This is a genomic window from Roseivivax lentus, from assembly GCF_900156805.1.
In the GTDB taxonomy this organism is placed as follows: domain Bacteria; phylum Pseudomonadota; class Alphaproteobacteria; order Rhodobacterales; family Rhodobacteraceae; genus Roseivivax; species Roseivivax lentus.
The window spans coordinates 297,681-310,401 of record NZ_FTOQ01000002.1 but is presented as its reverse complement, the minus strand read 5'-3'; the positions used below and the strand labels follow the sequence as shown (position 1 = coordinate 310,401).

The 12,721-nt window shown below is 65.0% G+C and carries 13 protein-coding genes; 4 read left to right on the top strand and 9 right to left on the bottom strand.

Annotated elements, in window-relative coordinates; all coding sequences use genetic code 11:
- Window positions 1-83: 83 nt before the first annotated feature.
- Window positions 84-1,274, top strand: coding sequence for a DegT/DnrJ/EryC1/StrS family aminotransferase (locus BW990_RS05075; protein ID WP_076445657.1), 1,191 nt, complete (start codon window positions 84-86; stop codon window positions 1,272-1,274).
- Window positions 1,275-1,336: 62 nt separating this feature from the next.
- Here BW990_RS05075 and phaR read toward each other — a convergent pair whose 3' ends face one another.
- From phaR to BW990_RS05060, 3 genes are all read right to left on the bottom strand, one after another.
- On the bottom strand, window positions 1,337-1,912 hold the full coding sequence (gene phaR / locus BW990_RS05070) for a polyhydroxyalkanoate synthesis repressor PhaR (RefSeq protein WP_076445655.1): 576 nt from the start codon (window positions 1,910-1,912) through the stop codon (window positions 1,337-1,339).
- Window positions 1,913-2,115: 203 nt separating this feature from the next.
- Window positions 2,116-2,577: a phasin, PhaP gene (locus BW990_RS05065; protein ID WP_076445653.1), complete on the bottom strand. Its 462-nt coding sequence runs from the start codon at window positions 2,575-2,577 to the stop codon at window positions 2,116-2,118.
- Between the two features lie 348 nt (window positions 2,578-2,925).
- Window positions 2,926-4,728, bottom strand: coding sequence for a PHA/PHB synthase family protein (locus BW990_RS05060; RefSeq protein ID WP_076445651.1), 1,803 nt, complete (start codon window positions 4,726-4,728; stop codon window positions 2,926-2,928).
- A gap of 107 nt (window positions 4,729-4,835) precedes the next feature.
- Here BW990_RS05060 and phaZ point away from each other — a divergent pair, with 107 nt between their 5' ends.
- On the top strand, window positions 4,836-6,143 hold the full coding sequence (gene phaZ, locus BW990_RS05055; RefSeq protein ID WP_076445649.1) for a polyhydroxyalkanoate depolymerase: 1,308 nt from the start codon (window positions 4,836-4,838) through the stop codon (window positions 6,141-6,143).
- Window positions 6,144-6,197: 54 nt separating this feature from the next.
- Here the strand turns inward: phaZ and BW990_RS05050 are convergent, their stop codons facing one another.
- Window positions 6,198-7,166 carry a Gfo/Idh/MocA family protein gene (locus tag BW990_RS05050; protein ID WP_076445647.1) on the bottom strand — a complete coding sequence of 323 codons (969 nt, stop codon included), beginning with the start codon at window positions 7,164-7,166 and terminating at the stop codon, window positions 6,198-6,200.
- Between the two features lie 170 nt (window positions 7,167-7,336).
- On the opposite strand from BW990_RS05050, the gene BW990_RS05045 reads away from it, so the two are divergent.
- Window positions 7,337-7,756, top strand: a complete 420-nt coding sequence (locus tag BW990_RS05045) for a universal stress protein (RefSeq protein WP_076445645.1) — start codon at window positions 7,337-7,339, stop codon at window positions 7,754-7,756.
- Between the two features lie 72 nt (window positions 7,757-7,828).
- On the opposite strand, the gene rpoH is transcribed toward BW990_RS05045, so the two are convergent.
- Both rpoH and BW990_RS05035 read right to left on the bottom strand, forming a co-directional pair.
- Window positions 7,829-8,725, bottom strand: a complete 897-nt coding sequence (gene rpoH / locus BW990_RS05040; protein ID WP_076445643.1) for an RNA polymerase sigma factor RpoH — start codon at window positions 8,723-8,725, stop codon at window positions 7,829-7,831.
- Window positions 8,726-8,881: 156 nt separating this feature from the next.
- Window positions 8,882-9,913 carry an RluA family pseudouridine synthase gene (locus BW990_RS05035; protein ID WP_076445641.1) on the bottom strand — a complete coding sequence of 344 codons (1,032 nt, stop codon included), beginning with the start codon at window positions 9,911-9,913 and terminating at the stop codon, window positions 8,882-8,884.
- On the opposite strand from BW990_RS05035, the gene BW990_RS05030 reads away from it, so the two are divergent.
- Window positions 9,912-10,220 carry a DUF6476 family protein gene (locus tag BW990_RS05030; protein ID WP_076445639.1) on the top strand — a complete coding sequence of 103 codons (309 nt, stop codon included), beginning with the start codon at window positions 9,912-9,914 and terminating at the stop codon, window positions 10,218-10,220. The two genes, BW990_RS05035 and BW990_RS05030, sit on opposite strands and share 2 nt — an antisense overlap.
- Window positions 10,221-10,230: 10 nt before the next feature.
- Here the strand turns inward: BW990_RS05030 and BW990_RS05025 are convergent, their stop codons facing one another.
- The 3 genes from BW990_RS05025 to BW990_RS05015 are packed head-to-tail and all read right to left on the bottom strand — an operon-like array spanning window position 10,231 to window position 12,719.
- The gene (locus BW990_RS05025; RefSeq protein ID WP_076445637.1) at window positions 10,231-10,638 is read right to left on the bottom strand and encodes a universal stress protein; all 408 of its coding nucleotides are present in this window, start codon (window positions 10,636-10,638) and stop codon (window positions 10,231-10,233) included.
- A 19-nt stretch (window positions 10,639-10,657) separates the two neighbouring features.
- Complete coding sequence (locus BW990_RS05020) at window positions 10,658-11,713, bottom strand: YeiH family protein (RefSeq protein WP_076445635.1); 1,056 nt, start codon at window positions 11,711-11,713, stop codon at window positions 10,658-10,660.
- Window positions 11,706-12,719, bottom strand: a complete 1,014-nt coding sequence (locus tag BW990_RS05015; RefSeq protein WP_076446352.1) for an Ldh family oxidoreductase — start codon at window positions 12,717-12,719, stop codon at window positions 11,706-11,708. Before BW990_RS05015 ends, BW990_RS05020 begins: the two co-directional genes overlap by 8 nt.
- Window positions 12,720-12,721 lie beyond the last annotated feature (2 nt).

The window sequence follows — 12,721 nt, the reverse complement described above, 5'->3', positions numbered from 1 at the left end:
GGCATGGCCTCTCGCGCCATTAGGGCTTGCGGCATGGCCGCGCCGCGTTAACACTTTCCCCCGAGTGAGGGCAGGAGAGACCGATGACGCGCATCCCCGACATGCACGATGCTGAGCCCATTCCCGACGCGGCCCGCGCCGAGGTGGAGCGGCTCTTCGCCAGTGGCGACCTGTTCCGCTATCACACCGCCGAGGACAACCCTGTCACCCGGCTCGAGGGGGAATTCGCGGCCTTCCTCGGCAGCCGCTACGCGCTGGCGGTCTCGAGCTGCTCGGCCGCGCTGTTCCTGTCGCTGAAGGCGCTCAACCTGCCCCGCGACGCGCGGGTGCTGTTGCCGGGCTTCACCTTCGCCGCCGTGCCCTCCGCGGTGATTCACGCCGACTGCATTCCCGTCCTCTGCGAGGTCGGCGCGAATTACCGCATCGATCTGGCGGATTTCGAGGCGAAGATCGCGGGCGTCGACGCGGTCATCATCAGCCACATGCGGGGCCACACCTCCGACATGGACGCGATCCTGCGCATCGCCGGCGCACAGGGCGTGCCGGTGATCGAGGATGCGGCGCACAGCCTCGGGACGAAATGGGCCGGGCGCCATATCGGCACGCTCGGCGCCATCGGCTGTTTCAGTTTCCAGAGCTACAAGCTCGTGAATGCGGGCGAAGGCGGGATCCTCGTGACCGACGATCCCGACCTGATCGCGCGCGCCGTCATCATGTCGGGCGCCTACGAAGCGAACTGGAAGAAGCACAATCTGCTGCAGGACGCGGTCGCGCGCTGGCAGAACAAGCTGCCGCTTTACAATATGCGGCTGTCGAACCTGTCCGCGGCGATCATCCGCGCGCAATTGCCCGAGATCCCGCGCCGCGTCCGCGACGGGCGGCGCAACCACGACTACGTGGCGGGCATGCTGCGCCAATCGGCCTGGTTCCACGTCCCGAACACCCTCGCGCCCGAGGAGCGCGCGCCGGATTCGCTGCAATTCAATCTCTGCGGCATGTCGGACGCGGATGTCCGGGCCTTCGCGGCAAGCGCCGCGGATATCGGCGTGAAGGTCCAGGTCTTCGGGTTGAGCGACAACAACGCGCGCGCCTTCTGGAACTGGGAATTCCTGCCCGAAAAGGTGGAATTGCCCCGGACCCGGGCGATGCTCATGCGGGCCTGCGATACCCGCCTGCCCGCGCGCCTCACGCTCGAGGAATGCGCGGCGGTGGGCCGTGCGCTCGTGGAGGCGGCGGACAGCGTGATGGGCCCGACCCGGACCTACGGCACCTGATCGGGCGGGGCCTCATCGGCCTTGATCTGACGGGATGACGCCCGCGCGCGCGCGGCGCGGGCTCAATTGCCGAGTTTCGCGATCTTCTTCTGAAGCTCGGCGAATTCCTTCTTGAGCGCGTCCAGCTCTTCCTTGCTCTGGGCCGCCTCGTTCTTGGCCTCGGCGACCTCGTCCTCGGTGCTGCCCGATGCCCCGGGAACGGTGCTGCTGCCGGTCATGGCCTTCATGAAGGCCTCTTGCTGGGCCTGCATCGCCTCGAAGCCCGGCATCTTGGATATCGGGTTCATCGCGCTCATGTTCTCGACCCATTTCGACTGGCTGTCGCGGAACATCTCGAAACTCTGCGCGAGGAATTGCGGCACCATCGAGGTCGCCTGGCTCGTGTAGCTGCGCACCAGGTCGTTGAGGACGTTCACCGGCAGCACGCTCTCGCCGCGGCTTTCGTGTTCCGCGATGATCTGCAGCAGGTATTGCCGCGTCAGGTCGTCACCGGATTTCAGATCGACGATCTGCACTTCGCGGCCGTCGCGAATGAACCCCGCGATGTCTTCGAGCGTCACGTAGTCGCTGGTCTCGGTATTGTAGAGCCTGCGGGAAGCGTAACGCTTGATCAGCAGAGGCTTATCGTTTTTGGCCAAGTCCGGTCTCCCCATGTGTCGCCGTGCCGAAACACTACGCTGCAGCCCAGCAATTGAGCAAGTCTTGTCATGCGCATACGGCCGTTCGCGCCTCTGTCGCACCCCGTCGTGCGGCAAGAAAAAGGGCGGACCCGGAGGTCCGCCCTAGTGATGGCGCTTCTAAGGGAGGAGGAAGAAGCGCTATCTAGATCGACCGGTCGCGATTACTTCGCGGCTGCGGTTGCGGCAGTGGATGCCTTCTTGGCGTTCGCGGTGATGTCCGCGGTTGCCTTCTTCATGGCAGCCGATGCGTCCTCGGTCATGTCCTTGCCAGCGGCCATCATCAGTTCGACGGTGTCCATCTGGACCTTCTTCGCGATCTCGGCGAATGCGGCCATGTGCTCGGCGCTGACTTCGGCCTGAGCGGATGCGAAGTCGGTCATCGCCTTGGCGTAGTCGGCCGGCTCGGCCTTCGCCTTGGTCAGGTCGCCCATCTTGGTGAGAGTGTCGCGGGTCCACTTGGCGGACAGCTCGGACGACTTCTCAGCCGCTTCGAGCGCAACGCCCGACAGCTTCTCGTTCAGGGTCGCCTGGGTCTTGAAGGCGTCTTCCATCGCTTTGGTGTCGACGGGGAATGCACCCATCATGTCTTTCATCATCGCGGTGAAGTCTTGTTGCTTAGCCATCTCTAAATCCTTTCGCTTGCTTGTGTCCGGCAGGCCCACCCTGCCGTGTCCGTTGAAGCTGATGTGAATATGCATGCTGCAGTGCGGCATTTCAAGGATTTTCGCTGCACTGCAGCAAAAAATTTTCGGATTTTTCTTAGGTCATTGACGACAAGGAAAAATCCTGCGGCGATGTCGTGGTCTGAAATGCCTGTCACCGCCTGTGAGGGGCATATCATACCCGCCGGAGGCTTGTAAAACACCGGAATCCGGCGAATCCGGCGGGTTTCAGCCAGTCGCGGACCGGCACATTCCGCCCGTTTCCCACGCGGCCCCGGCGCAACCGGGGCCGCGGGAAGCCCGGTCTTTTTAGGGCTCGACCTCGCGGGCCTTGGCCAGCACATAGGTGCCGGGCGCGGGCCCGAGCGAGGGATGGTCCTTGTCGCCGGGCTCCCGGGCCGCGACCCATTTGCCCGACCGCTTGGAGATCCACTTTTCCCAGACCGGCCACCAGGACGCGGCGTGGTGCTCGGCCTTGCTTTTCCAATCCTCGAAGCTGCCGTCGAACTCGTCGTTGATGTAATGGCCGTACTTGTTCTTCGAGGGCGGGTTCACGATTCCCGCGATATGGCCCGATTCCGACAGCACGAAGGTGCGGTCCTTCGAACCCATCAGGCTGACCCCCCGGTAGCAATCGGCGGCGGCGGCGATGTGGTCGGTCTCGCAGGCGATGGACATGAGCGGCACGTCGACATCCTTGATCGACAGCGTCTCGCCCATCAGCTCGATGCCCTCCTCGGCGAAGGCGTTCGACTGACACAGCTCGCGCAGATATTGCACCGCCATCCGCGCGGGCAGGTTCGAGCCGTCCCCGTTCCAGTAGAGCAGATCGAAGGCGGGCGGCGTCTCGCCCATCATGTAGTTCTGGATCGCCGGGCGGTAGATCAGGTCGTTCGAGCGCAGGAACGAGAAGGTCCGCGCCATGATGAAGGACCGCAGCACGCCGGTCTTTTCGACCTCCTCCTCGATCCCGTCGATGAAATCGTCCTGCAGGAAGGGCGTGAATTCCCCCTGATCGGAGAAATCGGTCAGCGTGGTGAAGAAGGTCGCCGACTTGATCGAGTTGTCGCCGCGTTTCTTCAGAAGCGCCAGGGTCAGCGACAGCGTGGTGCCGGCGATACAATAGCCGATTGCGTTCACGCGCTTCTGGCGGGTGATCGCCTTCACCTCCTCGACCGCGGTCAGGAAACCTTCCTCGATATAGGTGTCGAGGCCGACATCGCTCAGATCGTGGTCGGGGTTGACCCAGCTGACCACGAAGAGCGTGTAGCCCTGGTCCACCACCCAGCGGATGAAGCTGTTACTTTCCCGCAGGTCGAGGATGTAGAACTTGTTGATCCAGGGCGGGAAGAGGATGATCGGCGTCTCCTTCACCTTCTCCGTCGTCGGCGAATACTGGATGATCTCCATCAGCCGGTTGCGGTAGACGACCTCGCCTTTCGCCGTGGCGATGTTCTCGCCGATCCGGAAGGCGTCCTCGTCCGCGAGCTTCACGACAAGCTCGCCGTTATTGGCCTCGAGATCGGAGATGAGGTTCTCCAACCCCTTCACGAGGCTCTCGCCCTCGGTCTCGATGGCCTTCTGCAGCACGTCGGGATTGGTGGTCATGAAGTTCGTCGGCGCCATCATGTCCACGATCTGGCGGGCGAAATAGGTCAGGCGCCGCTTTTCCTTCGGGTCCATGTCCTCGATGCCTTCGACGGCCTGTTCCAGCGCGCGCGAATTGATGAGGTATTGCTGCTTGATGAAGTTGAAATAGGGATGCGTGTCCCAAAGCGGGTTCGAGAAGCGCTTGTCGCTGGGCCCCGGGTTGTCCGGCGCCTTCAACTGCCCCGAGGCCAGCGCCTGCTGCGCCTCCACCAGGTGCTTCATCGTGTCCTGCCAATAGGCGAATTGATGCTCGATGACCCGCGCGGGGTTCTGCATCCAGGTCTGCCAATAGCCCTGCACGGCCTGCGTGTAGATTTCGTGATCCGGCGCCTGCAGCGATGTACCCAGCGGTTTGCGGTTGGTCATCGCCGCGATCAGACGCTGTGAAAGTTCCTCGACGCGCGACAGGTTCTGCTGGAACTTCTCCAAATTTTGCTCTTGTTCCAAGGTCTCTGTTGTCATCTGGCGGGTTCCCCCTTACTTTTGCTGCTACGCAGAAATTTATCGCCCGGGCGCGCATCGGATCGGACAACTCCCATCTCCTGCGTCTGAGCGAAAGGAGACCACATATGCGCTACATGGCCACCTATGACTTCATGGAGACCGTGCGTAACACCAATCAGTGGCTGGGCGCTACCGCCCGTACGATGGCCTCCTATCCCGGTCTCGCACTGATTCCCCATCCCGGCATCCGCTGGATGGAAGCCTGGGGCACGGTCACGGAACGCACCTTCGAACGCATGGTCGCGAAACCCGACTGGGGCATCGACAGCTTCACCTGCGAAGACGGCAAGGACCATATCGTCACCCCGAAGACGGTGGTCAGCAAGCCCTTCGGCGACCTGATCCACTTCGAGGTCGCAGGCCGGAAAACCCAGCCGCGCCGCATCCTGCTGGTCGCACCGATGTCGGGCCATTACGCCACGCTCCTCCGTTCGACGGTGAAGTCGCTCATCACCAATTGCGAAGTCTATGTGACCGATTGGCACAACGCGAGGGATATCCCGGTCTCAGCGGGCAAATTCGATGTGGAGGATTACACCCTCTACCTCGTCGAGTTCATGCGCGAGCTGGGCCCCGACACCCACGTGATCGCCGTGTGCCAGCCCGCGCCGCTGACCTTGGCCGCGACCGCCTACCTGGCCGCGGAAGACCCCGATGCGCAGCCGCGCACCCTGACGCTGATCGGCGGCCCGATCGACCCCGAAGCCGCCCCCACGGAAGTGACCGATTTCGGCGCGCGCGTGACCATGGGCCAGCTCGAGGAATCGATGTGCCAGCGAGTGGGCTTCCGCTATGCGGGCGTCGGCCGCCGGGTCTATCCGGGCCTGCTGCAGCTGTCGTCCTTCATCGCGATGAATTCCGACACCCATGCCCGGGCCTTCCGCGACCAGATCATGCGCGTCGCGCGCGGCGAAGCGTCCGAGCGCGACAAGCACAACAAGTTCTACGACGAATATCTCGCCGTGATGGACATGCCCGCGGAATTCTACCTGTCCACCGTGGACCGTATCTTCAAGCGCTGCGAGATCGCCAACAACGCATTCACCGTCGCCGGCAAGCATGTCGATATCGGCAAGATCACCAATGTCGCGGTGAAGACCGTCGAGGGCACGAATGACGACATCTCGGCCCCCGGCCAATGCGTCGCGGCGCTCGATCTGCTGACCGGCCTTCCCGACAGCATGAAGGCAAGCCACCTGGAGCCCGGCGCGGGCCATTACGGCATCTTCGCGGGCCGCAGCTGGCGCAACAACATCCGCCCGCTGGTGCTGAACTTCATCGACAGCAATTCCGGCGCGCGGCAGACCGCCTCGGCCAAGGCAGCTGCCAAATCGGCGGCGAAAGCCGCGCCGAAAGACACCGCGGCGGCCTGATCGGCCCGTCACGCGGACAGACCATCGACGCCCGGGCCCGCGCCCGGGCGTTTTCTATTGGGCCTTGGCGTAGACCATGTCGATCATCGCCTGCGTGCCGCGCGAGAACTCCAGCGGACAAGGGTAGGCGCCGCCCTCCCGCACCGCGCGATTGAAGGCCTCGCATTGCAGCACGTAGTGATTGGCCGCGGGAAAACGTTCCAGCCGCCGCACGCCACCGCCCAGTTCCAGCTCGATCACCGCCTCGCCGAAAACCTGCGCGTTGAACGGGGTCTGCAGCGTCATGACGCCCGCATCGCCATGGAGGGTGACCCGCTGATATGGGGCCATCCGCGTCGAGACATAGCCCGAGTAATGGAAGGACGGGAACCGCGCGGTCATATGGGCGCGGGTATCGACGCCCGCATCCCAGTCGATATCGGCCGACAGGATCGCCTCGGGCTCCTCGCCGGTGACGAACCGCGCGCCGCCGAAGATATAGACCCCGATATCGGGCAGCGCACCGCCGCCCATGTCGGACTGGTTGCGGATATTGCCCGCATCGTCGTTGAAGAACGAGAACTGCGCCGTCACCTCGCGCAGCGCACCGATCGCCCCCTCTTCGTAAAGCGCCTTGGCCCGCTGCCATTGCGGATGATGCACGATCATGTAGGCCTCGGCGGCCAGCAGACCGGTCGCATCGCGCTTGGCGATCACCGCGTCGAACTCCTCTGCCCGCATCGCCAGCGGCTTTTCGCACAAGACGTGCTTGCCCGCATCGAGCGCCTGCAGCGTCCACTCCACGTGAAGCGCATTGGGCAGCGGGATGTAGACCGCGTCGATGCCGGGATCGGCCAGAAGCGCCTCGTAGCTGTCATGGACGCGCAGCCCCGGAGCGAAATCGGCGAAGGGGCGCGCCTTTGTCTCGGACGAGGTGGCCAGTGCCGTGACCGCGCCGCCGCGCGCGGCGTGAAGCGCGGGCCCCATATGCTCACGGGCGAATTTCGCCGCGCCCAGAATGCCCCATCTCACGTGCTCGTCCATGCTGGTCTCCTTGCCTTGTCGCGACAGAGTGCGCGGGGACGCGGCGCACCGCAATCGCGATCACCGCTTTGACATGGAACAATGTTTCGCGGCGCGCGCACCCGTAGCGTCTTCCGGCATCCGCCCCGCGCCCCCTTCGCCCGGCGGCGCCGAAAACAAGGAGACCCTTTATGTTCAATCACATCATGGCCCCCGTGGACCTCGCGCATATCGACACGCTGAAGCGCGCGCTGGAGGTGACCGCCGACGCGGCGCGTCATTACGGCGCCAAGGTCACCTTCGTCTCCGCAACCACCGCCCTGCCCGGCGCGATTGCCCATACCCCTGACGAGTTCCGCCAGAAACTGGCCGATTTCGCGGAAACCCAGGGACGGCAGAACGCCTACGAGGCCAGCTCGCACGCGCTCGTGCTGCATGACCAGGCGGTCGATCTGGATCACGCGCTGCTGAAGGCGGTGGGCGTGATCGGCGCCGATCTGGTCATCATGGCCTCCCACAAGCCCAGCATCGCCGATTACTTCTGGTCGTCCAACGGAGGTGCTGTCGCCGAACACGCGGATTGCTCGGTGATGATCGTGCGTGAGGCGTAACGCACGCCCGAGACACGAAAAAAGCCGCCGGGCGCCCCGGCGGCTTTCGTCTTTCCGATTGCAGCGGCGGTCTCAGGCCGCGGGCAGAATGCCCTGCGCCTTGGCCAGCTCCGTCATCCGCTTCTGCAGCTTCTCGAAGGCGCGCACCTCAATCTGGCGGATCCGTTCGCGGCTGACATCGTATTCGCCGCTCAGGTCTTCCAGTGTCATCGGCTTCTCCGCAAGGCGCCGCTTCACGAGGATGTCCTTCTCGCGGTCGTTCAGCACATCCATCGCTTCGGTCAGCAGCGCGCGGCGCGTGTCGAGCTCGTCCTTGGCCTCGTAATCGCCGGCCTGATCCGCATCTTCATCCTCGAGCCAGTCCTGCCATTGCATCGCACCTTCATCGGCCTGACCGACCTGCGCGTTCAGCGAGGCGTCGCCGCCCGACATGCGCCGGTTCATCGAGATCACCTCGTCCTCGGTCACGCCGAGATCGGTGGCGATGCGCTGCACGTGCTCGGGCCGCAGGTCGCCGTCTTCCAGCGCACCGATCCGGCTCTTGGCCTTGCGGAGATTGAAGAACAGCTTCTTCTGCGCCGAGGTGGTGCCCAGCTTCACCAGGCTCCAGGACCGCAGAATATATTCCTGGATCGCGGCGCGGATCCACCACATCGCGTAGGTCGCGAGGCGGAAGCCCTTCTCGGGGTCGAAGCGTTTGACGGCCTGCATCAGGCCTACATTGGCCTCGGAGATGACTTCGGCCTGCGGCAGGCCGTAACCGCGGTAGCCCATGGCGATCTTGGCGGCGAGCCGCAGATGCGAGGTGACCATGCGATGCGCGGCCTCAGTATCCTCGTTCTCGACCCAGCGCTTGGCCAGCATGTATTCTTCTTCCGGCTCCAGGAGCGGGAATTTCCGGATTTCCTGCAGATACCGGCTCAGCCCCGCTTCGGGTGACGGTGCCGGGAGATTTGCGTAGTTGCTCATTCCCATCCCTCCAATGTTTACCAACTTAACATCCATATGGGATGAAGTCTTGGGGGTTTCAAGCGTCGTAAAGTCCAAGTCTTGTTATCTTATTAACGCAAGCAGGGACGCTTCGGGTCCCTGTTTCAGCGATCTCAAGCGCATGTGCTCTGTGTTTCAGCGCACAGAAAGCGCATCCAGAAGTGCATTCATGTCCTCGGGCAAGGGCGCTTCGAAGGACATGTGTTCCTTGCTGACCGGGTGATCGAAGCCCAGCGTCGCCGCATGCAGCGCCTGGCGCGGAAAGTTGTTCACCGCCTCCAGGGCCCGCTCCGACACCGCCTTGGGGCTGATCTTGCGCCGCCCGCCATAGACCGGATCGCCTACGAGCCCGAATCCCGCATGCGCCATGTGCACGCGAATCTGATGCGTGCGCCCGGTTTCGAGGCGGCATTCTACCAGCGCCAGCGCCGGCGGCGTGCCGAATGTCTCCAGCAGCCGGGCGCTGGTGATCGCGTGCCGGCCCTGCCCGTCGAAATAGACCGCCTGCCGCTGCCGGTCGGTCTTGTGGCGCGCGAGCCCGGTGGTGATCTTCAGCACCGCACCGGGCTCAAACGAGACCCCGCGCAGGCCGCGCAGGCGCGGATCGCCGGTGTCGGGCACGCCGTAGCAAAGCGCGAGATAGCGCCGCTCTACCGAATGGGCCTCGAACTGTTTTGCGAGCCCGTGATGCGCGCGGTCAGATTTCGCCACCACCAGGAGCCCGGTCGTGTCCTTGTCGATCCGGTGCACGATTCCCGGCCGCTTCTCGCCGCCGATGCCGGAAAGGTCGTCGCCGAAATGGTGCAGCAGCGCATTGACCAGCGTACCGCCGGGCGTGCCCGGCGCGGGATGCACGACCATGCCCGCGGGCTTGTTCACCACGATGAGGTCGTCATCCTCATAAAGGATATCGAGCGGGATTGCCTCGGGCCGGATATCGACCTCAGCGGCCACGGCCACGTCGATTTCGACCGCGGCGCCTTCGGCCACCTTGGCCTTCGGATCCGCGGCGACCGCGCCGTCGATCCGCACCGCCCCCGCCCCCATCAGGGCCGCAAGCCGGGTGCGTGACAGCGACGCGCTCTCTGGCACATCGCGCGCCAGCGCCTTATCAAGCCGGGAGGGCGGGTTCGGCCCGATCGCGAAACGATAGGTGGTGACGCTCATGGATGGCCCCTCTCAACCCGATCCGGTGCCGGGCGGCGATGTCCGGTTTCTGAAGATACTCGTCACGACGCTGACGACGACGATGATCGCGGGCCTTCTAGTCATCATCGCGCTGTTTGTCATCCGCTTCCGCGAAGCGCCGCCGCTCGCGCTGCCGGACAGGCTGGAGCTGCCCGCCGGCGCCACCGCGCTTTCGGTGACCACTTTGCCGGATCGCATCATCGTGGTGACCGATCAGGACCGCGTGCTGGTCTTCGACAAAGGCGGCACGCTGCGCCAGAGCGCGACCCTCAGGACAGCAGAATAGCGCCCCGGCGCTAGCGCATGATGTAGACCGAACAGGGCGCGCGCCGCGCCACCCGCGAGGCGGTCGAGCCGAGGAAATATTCCTGCAGGCCGGGGCTGTGCGAGGCGACGATGATCAGATCGACGGCATGGGCCTCGGCATATTGTGCGATCTTCACACCCGCCTTGCCGGTTTCCACGACGCAGGTGATGTCCGACCCGCCGTCATGGCTTTCTTCCAGTTTCTTGGTGATCTGCGCGCGCAGGTGGTTCTCGGGCTTCATGTCGACGAATTCCGCGACGAAGCCCGGCACGTTCTCGAGCACCGTGTAAAGCGTGATCCTGCCGCCTTCGGCCAGGAGATGGCGCGCCATCTCGATCTTGCGGGGGATCATCTTCTCGTGGTCGAGCGCGACGGGGATGAGGATATGCTGGTGCAAGACAGGCTCCTTTCAGGCGTCATACGGGTGAAAATCCGGCCAGCAGCCACAGGCCGGCCAGGATGAAAAGCGCAAGGAACACGGTCTGCGCGACAAGAAAGACCGCCGCCGAGGTGCCCACGTTGAGTATGTCCTTCGGCAGCGTCTTCATGCCGACCGATCCGATCGCCATCAGCAAGAGCCAGCGCGAGGCCTCCGAGGCGACCGCGATCACCGGGGCGGGCAGCAGGCTGAACGAACCGAGCGTCGCCAGCGCGATGAAGCCCAGAACGAAGCTCGGCACCAGCGGCGGGCGCTTGCCGCCGGTCTCCTCGGCGCCCACGGCCGAACGGATCACCAGCGTCGCCACAAGCACGACCGGGGCGAGCATCAGGACCCGCAACAGCTTGACCAGCGTAGCCACATCGCCCGTCTCCTGGCTGACCGAGAAGCCCGCGCCCACGACCTGCGCCACATCGTGCACCGTGGCGCCGATGAAGATGCCCGTGGTCCGGGTGTCGAGGCCGAGGCTTTCCGCGAGGATCGGGTAGAGGATCATCGCCACGGTCGACAGGAGCGTCACGCCCACCACGGTGAAGATCAGCCGTTCCTCGGACCGCTCGTCGCGCGGCAGGATCGCCGCGATGGCCATGGCCGCGGAGGCGCCGCAGATCGCCACGGCGCCCGCCGACAGGAAGGCAAAGCGGTGCCGGAAGCCGAAAAGAGGTGCTGCCAGCATCCCGAACGAGATCGTGACGACGGTGCCCGCCATCACCAGCAGGATGATCTCCCAGCCCAGCACGGTCAGCATCTCGGCGCTGATGCGCACGCCCAGAAGCACGACGCCGAGCCGCAGCACCGTGCGCGATCCGAAATCGATGCCGGGACGGCTGCGGGCCTCGGAGCCGAGGAAATTCAGCGCCACGCCGAATAGCAGCGCCAGCAGCATGGCGGGCGCGCCGTAATGCTCGGCCACGAACTGGCTGGCCAGCGCGATGATCGCGGCAACCAGCAGGCCCGGGAAGACCTGCCGCGCCTTGGCGTGCAGTCCGGCGATCATGCCGGCCTCTGCCGTGGTATCGTTCGGATCAGCCATTGCCGCCTGCCATGTCCCGCGCCGCGCCCAGATACATCGACGGCACGCGCAACCCGTCGCGGTTGGCCGCCGCAATCGCAGCCGCCCGGCGCATGCCCGGAAGCCGCGCGCCTTCCGCGCCGGTGATGAAGCCCAGAAGCCGCTCGAGCCGCGCGGCGAAGCCGCTTGCATCCCCGGGCCTCAGCGCCAGCAGGAATTGCCCCGATCCGGGCGGCGGGCCGTCGGCGGTGAAATAGGAAGGCATCTCGGCGCTCAGCGTCGCCTCGACCAGCACCGCAGAGAGGATCTCGACCATCAGCGCCAGCGCCGTGCCCTTGGCCTCGCCGATGGGCACCATGGTCCCGGCCAGCGCTGCCTCGGGGTCGGTCGTGGGCTGGCCATCGCGGTCGAGTGCCCAGCCCTCGGGAATGGGTTTGCCGGTCTTGCGGGCATTCATCACCTTGCCGCGCGCCACGCGGCTCAGCGACAGGTCGATCACCAGCGGATCGGCCCCGTCGCGCGGCGCGGCGAAGGCGATGGGATTGGTGCCGAAGACCGCCTTGTTCGATCCCCAGGGCGCGATGGCCGCAGGCGCGTTGGCGACCATCAGGCCGATGAGACCCTTTCGCGCCAGCCGCTCCACCTGCACCGAGAGCGCGCCGCAATGGCTCGACCGGGTGACCGAGATCGCGGCGCATCCGGTCTCCTGCGCCATGGCGCTGCCCCGCTCGATGGCGAGATCGAGCGCCGGATAGGCAAAGCCATGCCCGGCATCGACGACAAGCGCCGAGGCCCCCGTCGCGCGCGCCTCGGGCACCGCGTCGGCGCGAATCTTGCCCGAGCGCGCCTGCGCCGCGTAATCGCCCAGCCGCGAGAAGCCGTGCCCCACCTGCCCCTCGCTCTCGGCGGCGACGAGCGCCGTCGCGACCGATTGCGCGGTGGCGTCCGGCACGCCGCACGCAATGAAGGCCGCGCGGATCAGCGCGATTGCGGCCTCGATGGATATGATTTCTGTGTCTTCGGTCATGA